The 14078-nt window shown below is 41.8% G+C and carries 13 protein-coding genes; 12 read left to right on the top strand and 1 reads right to left on the bottom strand.

Annotated elements, in window-relative coordinates; all coding sequences use genetic code 11:
• Positions 1-6 precede the first annotated feature (6 nt).
• The gene (locus H6G83_RS05960) at positions 7-1311 is read left to right on the top strand and encodes a ScyD/ScyE family protein (protein WP_190468414.1); all 1305 of its coding nucleotides are present in this window, start codon (positions 7-9) and stop codon (positions 1309-1311) included.
• A gap of 140 nt (positions 1312-1451) precedes the next feature.
• On the opposite strand, the gene H6G83_RS05955 is transcribed toward H6G83_RS05960, so the two are convergent.
• Positions 1452-1649: a hypothetical protein gene (locus H6G83_RS05955; protein ID WP_190468411.1), complete on the bottom strand. Its 198-nt coding sequence runs from the start codon at positions 1647-1649 to the stop codon at positions 1452-1454.
• Here H6G83_RS05955 and scyF point away from each other — a divergent pair.
• From scyF to H6G83_RS05900, 11 genes are all read left to right on the top strand, one after another.
• Complete coding sequence (gene scyF, locus H6G83_RS05950) at positions 1643-2800, top strand: scytonemin biosynthesis PEP-CTERM protein ScyF (protein WP_190468408.1); 1158 nt, start codon at positions 1643-1645, stop codon at positions 2798-2800. The genes H6G83_RS05955 and scyF overlap by 7 nt on opposite strands.
• A 201-nt stretch (positions 2801-3001) precedes the next feature.
• The gene (locus tag H6G83_RS05945; RefSeq protein ID WP_190468405.1) at positions 3002-3721 is read left to right on the top strand and encodes an EboA family metabolite traffic protein; all 720 of its coding nucleotides are present in this window, start codon (positions 3002-3004) and stop codon (positions 3719-3721) included.
• Between the two features lie 100 nt (positions 3722-3821).
• Entirely contained in the window at positions 3822-4754 is a 933-nt protein-coding gene (locus H6G83_RS05940; RefSeq protein WP_242044436.1) for a TatD family hydrolase, read from the top strand.
• Between the two features lie 392 nt (positions 4755-5146).
• A complete protein-coding gene (gene eboC / locus H6G83_RS05935) occupies positions 5147-6046 on the top strand; it encodes a UbiA-like protein EboC (RefSeq protein WP_190468402.1) in 900 nt (299 codons plus the stop codon).
• 77 nt (positions 6047-6123) lie between these two features.
• Positions 6124-6300, top strand: a complete 177-nt coding sequence (locus tag H6G83_RS05930) for a hypothetical protein (RefSeq protein WP_190468399.1) — start codon at positions 6124-6126, stop codon at positions 6298-6300.
• A 37-nt stretch (positions 6301-6337) separates the two neighbouring features.
• Positions 6338-7603, top strand: coding sequence for a glycosyltransferase family 4 protein (locus H6G83_RS05925; RefSeq protein ID WP_190468396.1), 1266 nt, complete (start codon positions 6338-6340; stop codon positions 7601-7603).
• 72 nt (positions 7604-7675) lie between these two features.
• Positions 7676-8572 (top strand): bifunctional chorismate mutase/prephenate dehydrogenase, encoded by an 897-nt coding sequence (gene tyrA / locus H6G83_RS05920; RefSeq protein WP_190468393.1) that lies wholly within the window; start codon positions 7676-7678, stop codon positions 8570-8572.
• An 11-nt stretch (positions 8573-8583) separates the two neighbouring features.
• Complete coding sequence (locus H6G83_RS05915; protein ID WP_190468390.1) at positions 8584-9222, top strand: DsbA family oxidoreductase; 639 nt, start codon at positions 8584-8586, stop codon at positions 9220-9222.
• Entirely contained in the window at positions 9219-10424 is a 1206-nt protein-coding gene (locus H6G83_RS05910; protein ID WP_190468388.1) for a 3-dehydroquinate synthase, read from the top strand. The genes H6G83_RS05915 and H6G83_RS05910 overlap by 4 nt, the downstream gene beginning before the upstream one ends.
• A 115-nt stretch (positions 10425-10539) precedes the next feature.
• Complete coding sequence (gene eboE / locus H6G83_RS05905) at positions 10540-11778, top strand: metabolite traffic protein EboE (protein ID WP_190468386.1); 1239 nt, start codon at positions 10540-10542, stop codon at positions 11776-11778.
• Between the two features lie 309 nt (positions 11779-12087).
• On the top strand, positions 12088-13470 hold the full coding sequence (locus H6G83_RS05900) for an alkaline phosphatase family protein (protein WP_190468384.1): 1383 nt from the start codon (positions 12088-12090) through the stop codon (positions 13468-13470).
• The last annotated feature ends 608 nt before the right edge of the window (positions 13471-14078 follow it).

Genomic DNA, 14078 nt, shown 5'->3' with positions numbered 1-14078 from the left:
CGACAAATGAAACTCAAGCCATTTGCCATTACCCTTATTAGTCTTTCTATTGCTTTTGCATTCATGCCCAAAGCCGCCCAAGCTGCCAAACTTACCGTAATAGCCGATGGCTTGGATAACCCCAGAAATCTCACCTTCGATACTGAGGGTAATCTGTACGTTACAGAAAGTGGCCGAGGTGGCGATGGTGCTGATGGTAGATGTATTGCATCACCCAGCGCTGGCTACATACCTTTGTGTGCTGGTCAAAATGGTTCTGTGAGCAAAATTAGCAAAGACGGTACAAAGTCAACCGTTCTCTCTAGTCTTACCTCTCTAGCTTTATCTCCTTCTGGAGAACAAGCAGCTGGGCCTGCGGATATTAAATTTGATTCCAAAGGTAATGCTTATCTCTTGACTGGTCTGGCTGGCGACCCCAATAACCGGGATACAGTCTTACAATCCCCCGACCTGGGAAGATTATATAAAATCGATTTAGCCACTGGTGAATTAACCCCCATTGCAGATTTTGCTGCTTACGAAGCAGCCAATAATCCTGATGGCACTGATGTAATTTCCAACCCCTACGCCTTCACTATTAAAGATGATGTTGCTTATGTAGTTGATGGCGGTGGTAACACCATCTATTCTGTAGGTCTTGATGGCAGTGGTATCAAAAAGGTAAATTCCTTCCCACTAGATGAAGTTCCTAGAGATCAGCTCGAATACCCAGACTTAGGATCAGGTACAGATCCCAATAGCTTACCAGTTACACAACAGTCCGTACCTACAGGTATTGTCACTGCTCCAGATGGTAGCTTAACAGTTACTGAATATACTTACTTCCCTTATCCAGAAGGGCAAGCACGTATTTTCAGAGTAGATCCTGAAACTTTGGAAACTGAAATTATCGCTGATGGCTTTACCCAATTAACAGGTGTTACCTACGACTCAGAAGGCAACTTATACGTTTTACAACACATTAATACTTCCGAATGGAAGGAAATTGAACAGGGCGGTAATATCATTGGTGACATCAGTGGTTCGTTGATTAAAATTTCTCCCAAAGGTAAGCGTACAACCATTTGGAGCGGTAACGGACTAGAAGCTGCTTCTGGTATTACCTATGGCCCCGATGGTAGACTTTATATTTCCAACCGAGCCAGACTTGCAGGTACAGGTCAAATCATCGCTATTGATGTCACAGTACCCGAACCTTCCGTAACATTGGGTACAATGTCTGCGGCTGCTTTAGGTGCTGCTTTCATGATGAAGAAGCGCAAACGTAGTAACAGCAAGGAATTGGTTGGTGCAAAACTAGAAAAGGTTTAGAAACAGTATAAAGGTATAGGTATACAGCTATACCTTTATCGAATACCCTACAAAAAATTTTTTGCTGATATGGCAGTAGCCACATAGGTTAGGACATTGAAGAATCACAGAATCTTTATAGTCAGCAGGTTTTGAACCTGTTACCCTCCGGGTTCGCCAGTTCCCAGGGCGCGGGAAACCCCTCCGGGTACTCTTCGAGAACGCCAAGGGCGAACGGCAGTCCACCCGGCGGCAGAGCCGCACCTGTGGCTGCACTCACCGCCTACAGGACTGGACTCACCTGTCCAACGTTTCAGTACTGATTTAAAAATAGTTGAGGAGTCAAACTCGGATGTCATTAATAAAAAAATTGTCAATTACACTTGCGGGTGCTGGATTAATGACACTAGCAACCATAGGTGAAGCTCAAGCTTTATCCTTAAAATACGAAAGCAGTATTGGTAGACCTGCCACTTTTGAGAACGGTGATTTTCCTGGTACTCCCGGAACGCTGGCTGTTCCCCAAGGTATAGGAGTACAGGACTCGACCGGCGAGATTTATATCAGTAACGGCCGGGGTATCGACCGGGTAGATATATTCGATAGCCAAGGTAACTATTTAAGATCCATTGGTAGTACTGGTAGCGGTGCTGGACAATTTGATGAGCCAGCAGATATCAAGTTTAACCCCATCACAGGCGATATCTACGTTGGTGATGTTTACAATAGCCGGATTAATGTGTTTGATGCCCAAGGTAATTATAAAACATCCTTTGGTTCATTTGGTGGGCCTGTAGAGGGTAGAACATTCTTCGGCCCTGGAGGCATGGACTTTGATAAAAATGGTAATTTGTATGTTACCGACTTTAGCACCGATATCATCAAGGTATATAATCCAGAGGGGACGCTCATCAAAACTATTGGTAGTTCTGGAAGTGGCAAGGGACAATTTTCCGGGCCTGCTGGGTTAACTATCTCTGAGAAAACTGGCAGAATTTACGTCAACGATCAATACAATGGTCGCATTCAAGTTTTAGATGCTGATGGTAACTTCTTGTTCTCCTTCGGTTCCACAGGTTCACAACCCGGTCAGTTTAGAGAACCAATTGGTATAGACCTAGACGAGTACGAAAATATCTACGTAGCCGACTCCCAAAATAGCCGTGTTCAAGTATTTGATAAAAACGGTAAATTCCTGGCTTCTTATGGTCAACCAGCCCGTAATGCAGAGGGTGAAGTTGTTTCACCTCCAGCACAGGGTGGAAGCTCTCCTTATGGTGATCCTCTTGACCTGTCACCAGGGACATTTAACTGGACTGCCGGCTTACACTACGATGATGGCAAAGTTTATGTAGGTGATTTTTTCCAAGGTCGTGTTCAAGTATTAAGTGTTGAAGGTGCAACTTCAGTTCCTGAGCCGGCTTCCCTCTTAGGTCTGGGCGTAGTTGCAGTTGGGGCTAGTGTTGTCAAATTTAGAAGAAATCGGCAACAAAAATCTACTGTTGTTTAATTTCTGCCCCTATTTTCCCTGTTAATGCTGTACTGACATCTTGCACCTTCTCAATAAGCTAGTGGTGGGCAATGCCCACCCTACGAAATCATAAGGGTTTCGGGCTGCGATTTTCGCAATAACAAAGTGGTGCAAGATATGAGTGTAAAACTGTTCCCTGGCAATGCCAGGGAACTAATCAATTTAACTTAGTTAACTATTATGTCTGCCGTCACTGATTTAAAACTAAATAATATTAGCGAATTATTACTTCATTGGATCATACAACAAGCGAGTCCAGAAGGTGTTGCTTGGTTAGAAGACAAAAGAGAAAGAATTGAAAACGGTGATAATGTGCGAGTATTTTTTACTGCATTTAGCGCTGTTCCCCGATATATAGGCAAACTACAACTACAGCTAACCGCACAAGACCTAAAAGCAGCTTCAGAAATTCGTTCAGACTGGTTTCCTACTCATTGGAGCCTAGACCAAACTGCACGCACATTATTAGTATTAAGCTTACCTAAATATCATCCAGAAAAGTACGTTTATACTTTAGAGCAAGTTTTTAAATCCGCCGATGTCGGTGAATTAGTCACACTGTATCAAGCTTTACCTTTGCTACCTTATCCAGAACGCTGGCAAAAGCGGGCGGCTGAGGGTGTACGTAGTAACATGACGGCAGTATTTAATGCGGTAGCGTTACGCAACCCATACCCAGCAGAGTATTTTGATACTTTAGCTTGGAATCAGATGGTATTGAAAGCGTTATTTGTGGGTAGTCCTCTGCATTTAATTCAAGGTTTAGATTCCCGTGCCAACCAGGAATTAGCCAGGATGTTAACAGATTATGCTAGCGAACGCTACAGTGCTAAACGTCCTGTATCTGGTGAAATTTGGACTTTGGTAGAGAAATTTGGTCAGTTGACAGTTGACAGTTGACAGTTATCAGTTATCAGTTGTCAGTTGTCACAGATTAAAAGCTTCTTCCTTTCCCCTTTTCCCCTTCCCCTTCCCCTTTCCCCTTCTCCAGTCCCCAATTATGAACAATATTATTACTAAAGATATGATGTTTATCGACCCCCATATTCACATGAGTTCGCGCACGACAGATGATTACCAGATGATGCGTCAGTCGGGAATTGTGGCGGTAATTGAGCCGGCTTTTTGGTTTGGACAACCACGTACTCATGTTGGTTCTTTTCAGGATTATTTCAGCAGTTTGGTTGGTTGGGAAAGGTTCCGGGCTTCGCAGTTTGGTATTAAACATTACTGTACAATTGGGTTAAATTCCAAGGAAGCTAACAATGAACCTTTGGCAGAGCAAGTTATGGAACTATTGGCTCTGTATGCTTGTAAGGAAGGTGTGGTAGCCATTGGGGAAATTGGTTACGATGATATGACACCCGCCGAAGATAAGTATTTCCGCCTGCAATTGGAACTGGCGAAAGAACTAGATATGTTGGTGATGATTCATACACCACACCGCGATAAAAAAGCGGGTACAAGCCGGAGTATGGATGTCTGTATTGAGCATGGGTTAAAACCATCGCAGGTAATTGTAGACCATAATAATGAAGAAACGGTCAAAGAGGTTTTAGATAGAGGCTTTTGGGCTGCATTCACCATTTACCCAAATACCAAAATGGGGAATGCACGTATGGTAGAAATTGTCCGTGAATATGGTAGCGATCGCATTATCGTTGATAGTAGCGCCGACTGGGGCGTAAGCGACCCCCTCGCAGTTCCCAAAACCGCCCTACTCATGCTAGAACGGGGCATTTCTGAGGTGGATGTAAAAAAAGTCTGCTATCAAAATGCGATCGCCGCCTACAGCCAAAGCGGTCAAATGCACGAGTCAGACTGGCTAAACCTCCCACCCATCGACCAAAGACAAAAATTCAACGATAACTCTGTTCTCCGGGGACAACAACCATTGGTAGAGTCCCAGCGTGAATATGCGTTGATTGAATGATGTTATTTGCGCTTAAACTATTATCATATCGTGGGGGTTGGTAATAGGTAATGGGTAATGGGTAATTGGTAATAGTAGAGAATAATTATCAATGAAACTTAAGCCATTACCGACTAAACCCAGCATATAGAAGTAATTAACTGGACTTGATATCTGACTTTTCACGTCATGTGGAAAAGTTAACGCCAGACCTAACCCCCCAGCCCCCTTCCCTAGTAGGGAAGGGGGAGAAATCAAAGCCTCTCTCCTTGTAGGGGAGAGGTTTGGAGAGGGGTTTTCCAGATACCGTGAAAAGTCAGGACTTGATATAAGTCTCACACAGCATTAATTCGTAATTCAGCAACGCTAAAATCTCTTCCTTTCCTTCTTTGCGCCTTTGCGTGAGTCAAATCATGAACACCGCCACCTTCAACACCTACCGCTTTTGGGCATACCTCCAACTACTGCGCCCCGCCAACATTATCACTGCTTGGGCTGATATTGTGGCTGGCTTTGCGGCTTCTGGCTATTTTGTACAACTCAATCTCACCCCACTCCTGTGGTTACTCCTAGCTACCACAGGCTTATATGGCGGCGGTATCGTTTTTAACGATGTCTTTGATGCTGAGTTAGATGCCAAAGAACGACCAGAAAGACCAATTCCTAGTGGTAGGGCTTCGCGTACTGGTGCAAGTTTGTTGGGGGGTTCGCTGTTAGTTGGGGGTGTGGCGGCGGCGGCGCAGGTTTCTTGGTTGAGTGCGGTGTTAGCTTTGGCGATCGCAACTTCTGCTCTATTATATGATGCTTTTGGCAAACACCACCCCATTTTCGGCCCCATCAATATGGGATTTTGCCGAGGCGGTAACTTGTTACTTGGGGTGAGTGTGGTTCCAGTTGCAATTAGCGATTATTGGTTTTTAGGTTTAATTCCCATAGTTTACATTGCGGCTATCACAGCTTTAAGTCGTGGTGAAGTCCAAGGAGGCAAATCGAGTACTGGTATTATCGCTTTATTATTAATTACTGCGGTGATGGTTGGGTTGTTAGGTTTAGGATGGTTAACAGATTATCAAGTCCTGACAGCATTACCATTCTTGACATTACTGGCTATCCGTGTATTGATTCCTTTTATCAATGCTGCAAGTCAACCCACTCCAGAACATATACGTATTGCAGTTAGGGCTGGTGTATTATCTTTAATTATTTTAGATACTACCTTGGCGGCGGGTTTTGCTGGGTTGCCCTATGGGTTGTTGGTTCTCAGTCTTTTACCACTTTCGATGATATTGTCGCAAATTTTTGCTGTGACTTAACTAGTGTACTGGCAAGGCTAAAATGTGGTAACAGATTTGAAAAAAAATTGAACGCAGATGAACGCAGATAAACGCAGATGAATCAGATGTTAGATTGTTGGCTAATTTACAAGTTTATTCTTGCCACTAGTCTAAATTGTTTTTACTGGCGTGGCAATAGATTTGGAGAAATTAACCGCCGATATACGCCGATATACGCCGATAAGATTTGCACGTTGAGGCTGTCAAAAGCCAAGGTTTTAACTGATGACTAATGACTAATGACTAATGACTAATGACTAATAACTAATCATGCAAATTCTGATTTATTCCTACAATTATTATCCAGAACCAATTGGTATTGCACCTTTAATGACTGAACTGGCGGAAGGTTTAGTTAAAAGAGGTCATCAAGTGCGGGTCATTACAGGTATGCCTAACTATCCTCAACGCCGCATATATGATGAATATCAAGGAAAATTTTATCAAACGGAAGAAAGAAATGGTGTCATTATTCAGCGTTGCTATTTACGAATTAAATCTAATCCTAATTTGATTGATAGGCTGTTGCTGGAGTTGAGTTTTGTTGCTAGTAGTCTTCCCCAAGCTTTGAACGGTTGGCGACCGGATGTAATTCTGGTGACAGTACCACCGCTTTTAGTTTCTTTACCTGCAAGTCTACTGGGTGGAATATATAATTGCCCGGTTGTGTTGAATGTACAAGATATTTTACCAGAAGCGGGAATTCGTGTCGGTTTAATTAAAAATAAATTAATGATTCGAGCTTTGGAATCTATAGAAAAATTTGCTTATCGTACTGCTCATACTATTAGCGTTATCGCTGATGGTTTTGTCGATAATTTAGTGAATAAAGGTGTACCTAATAGTAAAATTGCCTGCATTCCTAATTGGGTAAACTTAAATTTTATCAGTTCTGAAGCTCCTAAAAATAATTCTTGGAGAAAAGCTCATAACCTTGATGATAAATTTGTAGTGCTTTATTCGGGAAATATCGCCCTGACTCAAGGTTTAGAAACAGTAATTAAAGCAGCGTCTCGGTTACGCCATATTCCGGAAATTGCTTTTGTCATTGCAGGTGAGTCTAAATCTTTAGCTAGGCTGCAACAATATTGTGTGAGTTGCGGTGCTGATAATGTGTTACTGCTATCACTGCAACCTAGAGAGAAATTACCGGAAATGTTGGCGGCGGCTGATGTGGGTTTAGTTGTGCAGAAAAGCAATGTAGTTTCCTTTAATATGCCTTCTAAAATACCATTGTTGATGGCAAGCGATCGCCCAATTATCGGTTCAGTTCCCGCAACTGGTACTGCGGCTAAAGCTATCCGCAAAAGTGGCGGTGGTGTTGTGGTTCCGCCAGAGTCACCCCAGGCTTTAGCTGATGCAATACTCAAGTTATATCAAAATCCCGATTTAGCTACACAATTAGGTCATCAAGGCAGAAAGTTTGCTATAGAAAACTATGCTTTTGAGCAAGCTTTGGATAGCTATGAACAATTATTTACTGATGTTATAGCTGGGGAGAATTTACAGATATTACCTGAGTTGAGTTCTAAGTAATTCAGTTTGTCTTGTTTGCGTAACCTGTTGATTAGAGGACTAAAGTTCTCACTACAAACAACCGGAGGAAAAATGTCTATACAATCCTCAATTGATGTAGAGTTTACATCAGTCAATAATGTTAAATCCCGCCAAATCACTATTATTGGTGGTCGTGGTAGAATGGGTCAATTATTCGCCCAAAAACTTCTGGCTATAGGGCATAAAGTTAATGTTCTAGGAAACCAAGACTGGGACTTTGCAGAACAATTATTAAGTCAGGCTGAATTAGTCATAGTTTCTGTTCCCATCGAACATACAGTTGATGTTATCAAACGTGCCGCTAAATATCTTTCTCCCACCACAGCGTTATGTGATATTACTAGTATTAAAACTCAGCCAACTCAGGCGATGTTGACACATCATCAAGGCCCTGTCATGGGATTACATCCTATGTTTGGGCCGAGTGTGCAATCTTTTTCCGGGCAGAAAATAGTAGTATGTCCTGGTCGTCATGATGAATCCTTTCAATGGTTATTAGATTTCCTGCAAAATCAAGGGGGGGAATTAATTACTTGTACGCCTGAAGAACATGACCAGATGATGGTGTTTGTGCAAGCAACACAACATTTTTACAGACTTAGCCTTGGGGTTTTTCTAGCAGAGGCAAATATTGACCTAGAACGTAGTTTATTAATGTCATCCCCTAGTTATCGTCAAGAAATCGAAATTCTCAAACGTTTGTTTAAACAAAATCCAAATTTATGTGTTGATATCATCTTGGCGACCGAAGAAAGATGTCAAGTAATTAACGATTTAGCGGAAACTTATCAACGTTTGGCCCAATTGGTGGCGCGGAAAGATAGAGAAGGTCTAATTAAGGAGTTTGAGGAACATCAGGCTTTCTTCCAACAAGAAGATAATTCTTTATTACCAGCTACTTATACATTTACAGAAAACAAAGATACCGGATTTAATAGATTTCATTAAATTAATGCTTTATGTTGATTGACATTTTTCACGATACAGTTTGCCCTTGGTGTCGCATTGGCAAAAAACACCTTTTTGATGCTTTATCACAATGGCAACAAGAAACAGTAAATATCCGTTGGCATCCATTTCTCCTTGATGATACTGTTCCGGCATCTGGCTATGAGTTTCGGAGTTTTATGCAGGAAAGGAAAGGTATACAACCAGAAGCACTGGAAAATTTATTTAATGAAACAAAACTTATAGGTGCGGCATCTGGAGTTAAGCTAGATTTTGATAAAATCACTTTAGCTGTGAATACTAAGCTTTCTCATCAGTTGATTGCGATCGCTCCCGACGATATCAAAAATCAGGTTGTAGAAGCAATCTATCAAGCCTACTTTGAAGATGGGTTGAATATTGGTGATATTAATGTTCTTGTTGAGATAGGTAAAACCTATCACATGGAGGCAACAGAGTTAAGATATCAGCTAGAGAATCATAATTTCTTCGATAAAATTGTCGCGGAATCATCCTTCGCCCGGTTGAATGGCATCACTAGCGTACCTTTTTTTATCCTCAATAATAAAATCCAAGTTAAAGGCTCAGGCTCAGTAGAGTTATTTATTCAAGCTTTAAATCGCGCTGTAATTATGGAAGCAAAAATATGATACTTGATATTAGACAGAAAACAAAAGTTAACTTACAACCTATTCAACAAAATTTTGCCGTTTCATTTAACTACGAAATTCACTTTACCAATAATTTATTCAGTTTAAAAAACCCTACCTTAGCACAGGTTATTACATCTGACGGCGATAAAAAACCTCAGAAGGTTGTCGTGGTAGTAGATGCAGGCTTATTAGAGTTCTGTCCTGACTTACTCCAGCAAATTGCCAATTATACAAACTTCTACGCTGAGGTATTAACCTTAGCCTCTGCACCAATGCTTGTCCCTGGAGGAGAAGCTGCTAAAAACGACCCCAATTTATTAGACCAAATTCACCAACTGGTAGAAACTGCGGGGATATGTCGCCACTCTTACATTTTAGGAATTGGTGGTGGTGCAGTGTTAGATTTAATCGGCTATGCAGCCGCCACAGCCCATCGGGGAGTGAGACTAATTCGCATTCCCACAACGGTCTTAGCGCAAAATGATTCTGGTATTGGTGTGAAAAACGGCATCAACGCCTTTGGCAAAAAGAACTTTTTGGGTACATTCGCCCCACCTTACGCCGTAATTAACGATTCTGCATTCTTAAGTACATTATGCGATCGCGATTGGCGTGCCGGTATCGCTGAAGCTATCAAAGTTGCACTCATTAAAGACCCCATCTTCTTTAATTTCATCCATGAAAACACCGCAGCCTTAGTTCTGCGAGACATGGACACCATGCAGATGCTCATCTATCGCTGCGCCCAATTACACCTACAACACATTGCCAATGCCGGCGACCCCTTTGAAAAAGGTTCATCCCGCCCCCTAGACTTTGGACATTGGGCAGCCCATAAACTAGAACAGTTGACAAATTACAGCTTACGACATGGCGAAGCCGTAGCCATTGGTATCGCTTTAGACAGCACCTACTCCTACCTGTTGGGATGGCTGTCTCATTCAGAATGGCAACAAATACTTAACACAATCTCAGCACTAGGTTTTCAACTATACATCCCAGAACTCACCGATACCTCATCCCTATTCCCAGGCTTAACCGAGTTCCGTGAACATTTAGGCGGCGAACTCACCATCACACTCTTACAACATATCGGCAAAGGAATTGAAGTCCACCAAGTAGATTTATCTATCTACAAACAAGCAATCTCTTTAATACAGGACTTGTATACAAAGGTTGTCTGTTCAGACTGGGTGTAAGCAAGTGGCGTTGTAGGGGTGTAAGGAAAGGAATTAATAATGTAATTATACTTACAAATAAATACCCCTATACCCCTATACCCTCACACCCCTATACCCCTATACCCTCATACCTATGAAAATCGGCAATAACAACCTCCACCTCACCTACTGCACCAACATCCACCCAGGCGAAGAATGGGAAAAAGTCTTTGCTAACCTCCAGCAATACATCCCACCCCTGAAAACAAAACTAGCGCCAGAACAACCATTTGGTATTGGCTTACGTTTAGCAGAGGTTGCAGCCAGAGAATTACTTAAAGGAAATACCTTGACTGAGTTTAAGTCATGGTTGACAGAAAACAACTTATATGTATTCACCCTCAACGGCTTCCCTTACGGACAATTCCATCAACAAGTAGTTAAAGACCAAGTTTATTCACCAGATTGGTCTAAGCAGGAACGCTTAGACTACACCTTACAATTAACGCAAATCCTAGCAGAATTGTTACCCCCTGGTATGGAAGGTAGTATTTCTACAGTACCCTTATCATACAAACCCTGGTTCAAGAGAAATCAACTGCTGCAAGCGCCAGTATTTATTGATGCCAGCCAGAACATAGCACAAGTAGTAGAATATATGGTACGTATCCGCTGGGAACAGGGAAAAATCTTGCACTTAGATTTAGAACCAGAACCAGATGGATTAATTGAAAACGCTGCTGAAGTAGTTGATTACTTCCAGTTGTATTTATTACCAGTGGCTGGAGTTTATTTAAGCAGGCAATTAGGTATTACGCAAGAGGCGGCGGAGAGTTACATTTTAGACCATGTACGTATTTGTTATGACACCTGCCATTTTGCACTGGAATATGAAGACCCCATGTCAGTTATTCTCCAATTCCAAGCGGCAGGAATACGCATTGGCAAAATTCAAATTAGTGCCGCATTACAAGTTAAAATACCGCAGGATGTGCAGAAAAGGCATCTGTTAATTAAACGATTGCGTCCCTTCGCTGAGTCCACATATTTACATCAAGTAATTGCCCGCACCAGCCATAATAAATTAGTTCACTATCGAGATTTAGAAACGGCTTTACCCAGTTTGGCAAATACCATAGATGAAGAGTGGCGGATACATTTTCATGTACCTATTTTCATTCATGATTACCAACTATTAAAGTCTACTCAAAGTGACATTGAGAATGTATTAGAATTGTTGCAAAGTCATCACTTCTGCGACCATCTGGAAATTGAAACCTACACCTGGGAAGTTTTACCAGACGATATAAAGCTTGATTTGCCTGCTTCAATTCAGCGTGAGTTTGCATGGGTGATAAACAAACTATCAACGAGAGAATTAGTTCTTAGTTGATCTGACTTTTCATATTATGTGGAAAAACTCAGACCTAACCCCCCAGCCCCCTTCCCTACGTTCGCGCAGCGTGCCGTAGGCAGGGAAGGGGGAGAAATCAAAGCCTCTGTATCTTATATCTTGCACCAGTCTCTTATTGCCAAAATCACAAGCTAAAAGGCTGATTATTTCGTAGGGTGGGCAGTGCAGGGAGGCATCATCTTATTGATAAGGTGCAAGATGTCAGGTATTCGTAGGATAGAGGTTTTTCACAGACAGTTGAAAGTTAGACCTCATAATAGTATTTCTTTTATATTATTAGTATTTATTATGCAGAAAACAGTTATTCTCAACGTCGTCGGATTAACACCCAGCCTTATAGGTGAACATACACCCTTTCTCTCACGCTGGCAATCTACAGGAAAAGCTGTAACAGTTGAACCAGTATTACCTGCTGTTACCTGTACAGCACAGGCAACTTATCTTACAGGTAAATCACCAGATGAACATGGAATTGTTGCTAATGGGTGGTATTTTCGTGATGAGTGTGAAGTTAAATTTTGGCGACAGTCTAACAAACTAGTTCAAGCACCCAAAATTTGGGACATTGCTAAGGCAATAGACCCCAGCTTTACTTGTGCTAACTTATTTTGGTGGTACAATATGTACTCCTCAGTTGATTATTCGGTGACTCCTCGACCGATGTATCCGGCTGATGGGAGGAAATTACCTGATATATATACTCAACCAGCAGAGTTGCGATCGCACCTGCAATCTCAACTAGGTCAATTCCCATTATTCAACTTCTGGGGGCCGAACACATCAATTCTTTCTACCCAATGGATAGCAGACTCAGCCAAGTTTGTTGATGAACGCCACAACCCTACACTCACACTCATCTATCTACCCCATCTCGACTACTGTTTACAAAAACAAGGCCCCGACACAACTAAGGTAGCCAAAGATTTACAAGAAATTGACGCGGTATGTGGTGACTTAATTCAATACTACGAAAGCCGTGGCGCACAAGTTATTGTATTATCTGAATATGGTATTACCTCGGTCTCCCAACCCATCCATATCAATCGCATCTTGCGCGAACATGGCTTACTGACAGTCAGGGAAGAACTAGGGCGAGAATTGCTAGATGCTGGTGCAAGTATTGCCTTTGCAGTAGCCGACCATCAACTAGCTCATGTTTATGTCAATGATCCATTCTACATTCCCAAGGTGCGATCGCTCCTCGAACAAGTAGATGGCATTGCCTACATCTTAGACGAAACCGAAAAGCCTACCTACCACCTCAACCATTCACGTTCAGGTGAGTTAGTCGCAGTTTCCCAACCAGACGCTTGGTTTACCTATTATTACTGGTTAGATGACCATCGCGCACCCGACTTTGCCAGAACTGTCGATATTCACCGCAAACCCGGTTATGACCCTGTAGAACTTTTCCTTGACCCCGAAATTAAACTACCCCAACTCAAAATTGCTTCTAAGCTAATTCAAAAGAAACTAGGTTTTCGCTATTTGATGGATGTCATTCCCTTAGATGCTTCTTTGGTTAAAGGTTCTCATGGTTGCTTTCCCCCTTCTCCCTCACAGGGGCCATTATTCATTACTCAACAATCTCATCTTTTAGACTCCCCGGCAATTATGGCAACTGATGTTTATCAATTAATTCTCAAACATCTGATAGAAATGTCCGCTTAAACACTTATCATATCGCGGGGATTGGTAATGGTAGAAGACAATTAGCAATCAAGCTCAACCTATTACCGAATCAACTAATTTTCCTGCGTAAGACTTATAAATTTTTCCTACTTTAGCTAGATGCGAACAAAATCTAATAAATAGTCAATGACCATGCTAAGAAATTGATACCCACATCTAAAGATATTTCATTTTAAGAGTTATAAAAATTCAGTAGTCTGAATAAAGAGTTTACAAGAAAGAGCTATTTACGGCGTTGCTGAATTGGAATATGAAATCGCAAAATGACCTTCCTTTTTTTTTGTAACTTAGCGCCTTTGCGCCTTTGCGTGAGACAAATTCATATCTTGATTCAGCAACGCCCTATTTACCTTAAACTTTGGCAATAAATCTTTATTTGTCTTAGTTTCAAAACCTCAAATTGTTGAAACTTGTTATTGCCCAAAGTTAAATTGCATAGTAGATAACAGATAATTCGGGGAGGAAATTCACCATAAAATCGGGATAACCAAAGGCTTTTAAACCTGTCCCCTGTCCCCTGTCCCCTGTCCCCTACCACAGCAATAACAAGTTTTTGATTAAATAAATAGTAAATATTCTAGAGAGCC

Origin of the sequence: Anabaena azotica FACHB-119, assembly GCF_014697625.1 — a bacterium.
GTDB classification, from domain to species: Bacteria; Cyanobacteriota; Cyanobacteriia; order Cyanobacteriales; family Nostocaceae; genus Trichormus; species Trichormus azoticus_A.
The sequence above is the reverse complement of the archived record's forward strand: the minus strand, read 5'-3'. Positions and strand labels throughout refer to the sequence as shown.

Excerpts from the sequence above, each read along its gene's own strand:
- H6G83_RS05960 (WP_190468414.1), top strand. The coding sequence starts at position 7 with ATGAAACTCAAGCCATTTGCCATTACCCTTATTAGTCTTTCTATTGCT.
- scyF (WP_190468408.1), top strand. The coding sequence starts at position 1,643 with ATGTCATTAATAAAAAAATTGTCAATTACACTTGCGGGTGCTGGATTA.
- H6G83_RS05955 (WP_190468411.1), bottom strand. The coding sequence starts at position 1,649 with ATGACATCCGAGTTTGACTCCTCAACTATTTTTAAATCAGTACTGAAA.
- H6G83_RS05945 (WP_190468405.1), top strand. The coding sequence starts at position 3,002 with ATGTCTGCCGTCACTGATTTAAAACTAAATAATATTAGCGAATTATTA.
- H6G83_RS05940 (WP_242044436.1), top strand. The coding sequence starts at position 3,822 with ATGAACAATATTATTACTAAAGATATGATGTTTATCGACCCCCATATT.
- eboC (WP_190468402.1), top strand. The coding sequence starts at position 5,147 with ATGAACACCGCCACCTTCAACACCTACCGCTTTTGGGCATACCTCCAA.
- H6G83_RS05930 (WP_190468399.1), top strand. The coding sequence starts at position 6,124 with ATGAATCAGATGTTAGATTGTTGGCTAATTTACAAGTTTATTCTTGCC.
- H6G83_RS05925 (WP_190468396.1), top strand. The coding sequence starts at position 6,338 with ATGCAAATTCTGATTTATTCCTACAATTATTATCCAGAACCAATTGGT.
- tyrA (WP_190468393.1), top strand. The coding sequence starts at position 7,676 with ATGTCTATACAATCCTCAATTGATGTAGAGTTTACATCAGTCAATAAT.
- H6G83_RS05915 (WP_190468390.1), top strand. The coding sequence starts at position 8,584 with ATGTTGATTGACATTTTTCACGATACAGTTTGCCCTTGGTGTCGCATT.
- H6G83_RS05910 (WP_190468388.1), top strand. The coding sequence starts at position 9,219 with ATGATACTTGATATTAGACAGAAAACAAAAGTTAACTTACAACCTATT.
- eboE (WP_190468386.1), top strand. The coding sequence starts at position 10,540 with ATGAAAATCGGCAATAACAACCTCCACCTCACCTACTGCACCAACATC.
- H6G83_RS05900 (WP_190468384.1), top strand. The coding sequence starts at position 12,088 with ATGCAGAAAACAGTTATTCTCAACGTCGTCGGATTAACACCCAGCCTT.